We start from the raw sequence: 1,412 nt of genomic DNA on the forward strand, positions 1-1,412 counted from the left end.
CAGCAATTTCTACTGAAAATTAGCGAGGCGCTTTCACATTATAAAAATATTGTATATGTTTGTTGTTATGAGAATCTCATACAAAGAACTGCAAACTACTCTGACAATGGACCGGCTTATAGAAGTGGTCCGTCAGGGACTGATGCGGGTAGAAGATCCCCGCAAGAAAATCGTGTCGTATAGTTTTCAGGATCTCATCATGTCGGTGTATGCGCTTTTTTTGTTGAAGTACCCTTCATTATTGCGTTTCGAGCAACAGGGAGATACCCAACGGACTAATTTGATGACCCTTTTTGGTATTGAGAAAGTGTGTAGCGATGCCCAATTGCGCAAAGTTCTGGATTTTGTAAACCCACATCCCGTACGCGTTTTATTAAAAAGTTTACACACGGAATGCCACCGACTGGGTGTATTGCGGGGCTATGAGGTATTCAAGGAGTATTTGATTTGTTCAATCGATGGGGTTCATCATTACAGTTCACAGGAGATCCACTGTGAAAACTGTCTGGAAAAGCAGCATCGTGATGGGACGAAGACCTATAGCCATTCAATGCTATGTGGGGCGATTGTCCACCCGGATCACAGGGAAGTTTTTCCGATTGCTATGGAACCCATTCTCAAACAGGATGGCAGCCAAAAAAACGATTGCGAACGCAATGCGGCCAAACGGATGATCGAATGGATGAGCGGGATGTATACGGATCAAAAATGGTTGGTCGTAGAAGATGCCCTTTATGCGAATGGCCCGCATATCGAACAAATCGTAGAGCAAGGATGGGCTTATATTATTGGGGTAAAACCCGGCTCTCATAAAACGTTATTTGACTTGTTTGATTCCAGAAAAGCCGGTAAGGCTGTCCGGACACATACACAAATCGATCCCCACACCGGGTGTAAACACATTTTTGAATGGAGCGGGGACATGCCTTTGAACCAGCAACAATCGCACATCCGTTGCCATATGTTGACATGCACCGAAATCCAAAAGAATGGAGAGCGAAAGGAATTTTCCTGGATAACCAATATTAAAATCAACAAAAGTCATGTGTTCAAAATCATGTGCATTGGCCGTTCCCGGTGGAAAATTGAAAACGAAACATTTAACACGCTAAAGAACCAGGGCTACAACTTTGCGCACAATTATGGCCATGGCAATAAAAATCTGGCCACTGTAATGGCTTATATGATGGTCATTGCCTTTACCACCGACCAAATCTTTCAGGCTTGCAGCCTCCTGTTCGATAAACTCTGCAAAAAACTCAAATCCAGAAGCTACGTCTGGGAACTGGTCCGGGCTGTTTTTATGTTTCGACCCGTCAACTCTTACCACGAAATGCATCGGGTGGTCGCCAAAGAATTTTTTGTCCAAATTGAATAACTCCCTCACTAAATCCTTTCAGTAGAAATTGCTG

At 43.6% G+C, this 1,412-nt stretch carries 1 protein-coding gene; it reads left to right on the forward strand.

Going from position 1 to position 1,412, the window contains the following annotated elements; translation table 11 throughout:
* The first annotated feature begins 67 nt into the window (after positions 1 to 67).
* Positions 68 to 1,378, forward strand: a complete 1,311-nt coding sequence (locus LVD47_RS23270) for a transposase (protein WP_236981116.1) — start codon at positions 68 to 70, stop codon at positions 1,376 to 1,378.
* Positions 1,379 to 1,412: the final 34 nt, after the last annotated feature.

Origin of the sequence: Membranihabitans maritimus, from assembly GCF_021729145.1 — a bacterium.
Classification (GTDB): domain Bacteria; phylum Bacteroidota; class Bacteroidia; order Chitinophagales; family Saprospiraceae; genus Membranihabitans; species Membranihabitans maritimus.